Source organism: Quadrisphaera sp. DVD1, from assembly GCF_058932755.1.
This window is the reverse complement of the sequence record NZ_JBZYWI010000211.1, coordinates 1-3,877: the sequence shown is the minus strand read 5'-3', so window position 1 is coordinate 3,877 and position 3,877 is coordinate 1. Positions and strand designations below refer to the sequence as shown.

Annotated in this window: 4 protein-coding genes; 3 read left to right on the top strand and 1 reads right to left on the bottom strand. The window is 77.6% G+C overall.

Features of this window, described 5'->3' with window-relative positions; genetic code table 11:
• Positions 1-286: 286 nt before the first annotated feature.
• Together AC5FZL_RS15915 and AC5FZL_RS15910 are read left to right on the top strand one after the other, a co-directional pair.
• The gene (locus tag AC5FZL_RS15915; protein ID WP_493619858.1) at positions 287-580 is read left to right on the top strand and encodes a DUF1540 domain-containing protein; all 294 of its coding nucleotides are present in this window, start codon (positions 287-289) and stop codon (positions 578-580) included.
• A gap of 61 nt (positions 581-641) precedes the next feature.
• Positions 642-1,976: an MFS transporter gene (locus AC5FZL_RS15910; protein WP_493619857.1), complete on the top strand. Its 1,335-nt coding sequence runs from the start codon at positions 642-644 to the stop codon at positions 1,974-1,976.
• A 27-nt stretch (positions 1,977-2,003) separates the two neighbouring features.
• On the opposite strand, the gene AC5FZL_RS15905 is transcribed toward AC5FZL_RS15910, so the two are convergent.
• The gene (locus AC5FZL_RS15905; RefSeq protein ID WP_493619856.1) at positions 2,004-2,588 is read right to left on the bottom strand and encodes a GNAT family N-acetyltransferase; all 585 of its coding nucleotides are present in this window, start codon (positions 2,586-2,588) and stop codon (positions 2,004-2,006) included.
• Between the two features lie 58 nt (positions 2,589-2,646).
• Here AC5FZL_RS15905 and AC5FZL_RS15900 point away from each other — a divergent pair.
• Positions 2,647-3,877, top strand: a 1,231-nt coding sequence (locus AC5FZL_RS15900; protein ID WP_493619855.1) for a lycopene cyclase family protein, incomplete at its 3' end; no start/stop codon positions are given.

The following is a 3,877-nucleotide window of genomic DNA, read 5'->3' as shown; positions in this document are numbered from 1 at the left end:
CCGCGCCCCGCACCTCCCGCCCGATGGGCGGGAGCGCCTCGGTGTGGAGCTCCTCGACCGACGAGGGCAGCTCGGGCACCTGGAACGCCGCCAGCACCTCCACCGGGCGCCGTCCGGGCCGCTCCGGCGGCGGTCGCGCCCGCGGCTGACCCACCCCGCCCCGACGGCGCCCCGTTCCCCTGCCGGGGAGCGGGGCGCCGTCGTCGGTCCTGGTGCTCGGCCCTGGCGCACCCGACCGCGCTGCGGGACCATCGGGAGCACCGCCCCGACGACGCCAGGAGTCCTGATGTCCGTTCTGGAGATGCCCCCGGTCAGCGAGTGCACGGTCGACGGCTGCTCGTACAACCACGACGGCTGCCACGCCTTCGCCATCACCATCGCCGGCACGTCCGGCTCGGCGGAGTGCGGCACGTTCATCCCGCTGTCGGCCAAGGGCGGGCTCGACCGGGTCATCGCCCAGGTCGGCGCCTGCCAGCGCACCGACTGCCGGCACAACGCCGACCTGGAGTGCCGCGCCCCGTCCATCAGGGTCGGCGCCGGCCACGACCTCGCCGACTGCCTCACCTACGCACCCCGCTGACGAGCGCTCCCAGGCACCACCCCGCGCCCCCGCCGGGCGCAGGAGGAGGATGGGGGCCGCCATGAGCACCGCCCCCACCGCCCCGCCCGCCCCCGCGCGCCCGAGCTGGCAGCCGGTGCTCGTGTGGTCGGTCGGCGTCCTCGCCTACGTCGTCGCCGTCCTGCACCGCACCTCCTTCGGGGTGGCGGGGCTGGACGCCGTCCGCCGCTTCGACGCCAGCGCCAGCGCCGTCTCGGCGTTCACGGTGCTCCAGCTGCTCGTCTACGCGGCCCTGCAGGTGCCGGCCGGGGTGCTGCTGGACCGCTTCGGCTCGCGGCGGCTCATCGTGGCCGGGGCGCTGGTGATGGCCGGCGGCCAGCTCGTGCTGGCGCTCGGCACGACCATCCCGCTGGCCGTGCTCGGGCGGGTGCTCGTGGGCACCGGCGACGCGCTGACCTTCATCAGCGTGCTGCGCCTGGCCTCGGCGTGGTTCCCGCCCCGGCGCGCCCCGGTGATGACCCAGCTCACCGGCCTGATCGGCCAGCTCGGCCAGGTGCTGTCGGCGGTGCCGCTCGTGGCGCTGCTGGGCGGCCCGGGGTGGACCGCCGCCTTCACCTCCGCCGCCGCGGTCGGCGTCCTCGTGGCCCTGCTCGTCGCCGTCGCCGTGCGCGACGCGCCGGGGGTGCGCGTGGTGACCGGGCCGGCCCTGTCGTGGCGCAAGGCCGGCGACGACCTGGTGCGCGCCTGGCGCCACCCTGGCACCCGCCTGGGCCTGTGGAGCCACTTCGCGACGCAGTTCCCCGGCACCGTCTTCGCCCTCATGTGGGGCTATCCGTTCCTCGTCTCCGGCGAGGGCGTCGCGCAGGGCACCGCCAGCGCGCTGCTCACCGTGTTCGTGCTCACCGGCCTCGTGGCGGGCCCGCTGCTCGGCGTGATGGTCGCCCGCCACCCGCTGCGCCGCTCCTGGCTCGTGCTGGCCATCGTGGGGGTCAACGTCGCGGCCTGGACGGCGGTGCTGGTGTGGCCCGGCCCGGCGCCGCTGTGGCTGCTCGTGCTGCTCGTCCTCGCCCTGGCGACCGGCGGGCCGGGGTCGATGGTCGGCTTCGACTACGCCCGCACCTTCAACCCCGCCGACCGGCAGGGGACGGCGACCGGCATCGTCAACATCGGCGGGTTCGTGGCCTCGCTCATCGTCGTGCTGGCGGTCGGGGTCGTGCTCGACGCCACCGGCGGTGACTACTCCCTGGGCGACTTCCGCGCGGCGATGAGCACCCAGTACGTGCTCTGGGTGGTCGGCCTGGTCGGCGTGCTCGTCGCCCGCCGGCGGGTGCGCCGGGTGATGGCCGCCGAGGGCGTCGTCGTGCCGCCCGTGCGCGACGTCGTCGCGCGGCTCCGCGCCCAGCGCCGGGGGCGCTGAGCCCCGCCCGGGCCGAGGAGCGCCGGGTCAGCTGGTGGGCTCGTCCTCGTCCTTGACGGCCGGCGGCGGCACGGTCAGGTCGCTGGGGCGCAGCCGGTAGACCCGCAGGTCGAGGTCGTAGTACTTCGACGTCTCCCCGACCCACTCCATGCCGAGGCGCCGGGCGATCCACTCCGCCCGCTCGTTGCCGGGGCGCACCACGGCGAACACCTCGGCGGCGGACTGCTCGAAGGCCCAGCGGGCGAGGGCGCGCGCCCCCTCGCTGGCGTAGCCGCGGCCCCAGTGCTCGGGCGCGAGCTGCCAGGCAATCTCCAGGTCCTCGTCGTGCGGGGGCATGGTGCGCAGGGTGAGCGCGCCCACCACGACGCCGTCCTCCTGGCGGGCGAGGGCCCAGCGGCCGACGAAGGTCTCGGCGTCACCGCCGGCGAGGGGCTGCTCGGCGGCCCAGCGGCGCATGAGGGCGGCCATGGCCTCCTCGTCCGCCACCGGCTCGGTGGCCGGGGCGAGCCAGCGGGTCACCCGCTCGTCGCCGAAGACGGCGAGGGCGGCAGCCGTGTCGCCGGGCTCCCAGTCCCGCACGACGAGCCGCGCGGAGGTCACGAGTGTGCTCACGTCGCCCACGGTAGCGCCCGCCCGTCGGGTCCCGATGATCACGAGGGATGATCCTCGGGTGGGTGCCGGTGCGGACGCGGTGGACGCCGCCCTCGTGGGTGCGGGCGGCGCGGGGCTCGCGGTGCTCGACCAGGTCGCCCGGGGCCTCCTGGCCGCGCCCGGGGCGCGGCGCTCGGCGTCCGGTGGGCCGGGCCGGGCCCTGCGGGTGGCGCTGGTCGATCCCCTCGACCGGCTCGCCGACCGTCCCGCGGACCGCACCTGGTGCTCCTGGGACGTGGCCGGCAGCGTGGGGGCCCGCGAGCTGGAGCCCGCCGTCCACCGCGCCTGGCGGCACGTCTCGGTGATCGGCGCGGACGGCGTCGAGCAGGTGCTCGACCTCGCGCCGCTGCGCTACGCGATGGTCCGCAGCGAGGACTGGTACGCCGGCGTCGCCGCGCGGGTGGACGCCGCCCGCTCCGCCGGGCTGCTCGAGGTGGTCGCCCTGCGGGCCGCCGCGCAGGCCGTCTCCGACGGCGCCGAGCGGGCCCGCGTGACCTCCCCGGCGGGGGAGGTGGAGGCGACCTGGGTGCTCGACTCGCGCCCCGCCGCCCCGGTGCGGCCCGGCGCCACCACCCTCCTGCAGCACTTCCGCGGCGCGCGGGTGCGCACCTCCGCCCCGGCGGTGGACCCGCAGCGCGCCGTCCTCATGGACTTCACCGCGCCGCAGCCGGCGTCCGGGCTGGCGTTCGGGTACGCGCTGCCCAGCGACGAGCGGACCGTGCTCGTCGAGCACACCGAGTTCTCCCCGGCCGTCCTCGACGACGCCGGGTACACCGCGGCGCTGGACGCCGCGCTGGCCCGGGCGCTCGGGGAGGCCGCCCGCGGCGCGGTGGTGGAGCACGTCGAGCAGGGGGTGATCCCCATGACGGACGCCGTCTTCGCCCGCCGGGCCGGGCGGCGCGTGCTGCGCCTGGGCACCGCCGGAGGGGCGGTGCGCCCGGCCACCGGCTACGCCTTCACCGCGATGCAGCGCCAGGCCCGGGTGGTCGCGGCCCAGCTGCTGGCCGGGGCCGAGGTGCTGCCGCCGCGGCCCTACCCGCGCCGGCACGCCTGGATGGACGCCCTCGTGCTCCGCGGCCTCGCCGACGGCAGCCTCGACGGGCCCGCCTTCTTCGCCCGCCTGTTCGCCCGCAACCCCCCGCACCGGGTGCTGACCTTCCTCGACGGCCTCACCGGCCCCGGCGCCGAGCTGGCCCTCATGGCCACCGCCCCGCGGGCCACGATGCTGCGCGCTGTGGCCGCCGACGCCG

Excerpts from the sequence above, each read along its gene's own strand:
- AC5FZL_RS15915 (WP_493619858.1), top strand. The coding sequence starts at position 287 with ATGTCCGTTCTGGAGATGCCCCCGGTCAGCGAGTGCACGGTCGACGGC.
- AC5FZL_RS15910 (WP_493619857.1), top strand. The coding sequence starts at position 642 with ATGAGCACCGCCCCCACCGCCCCGCCCGCCCCCGCGCGCCCGAGCTGG.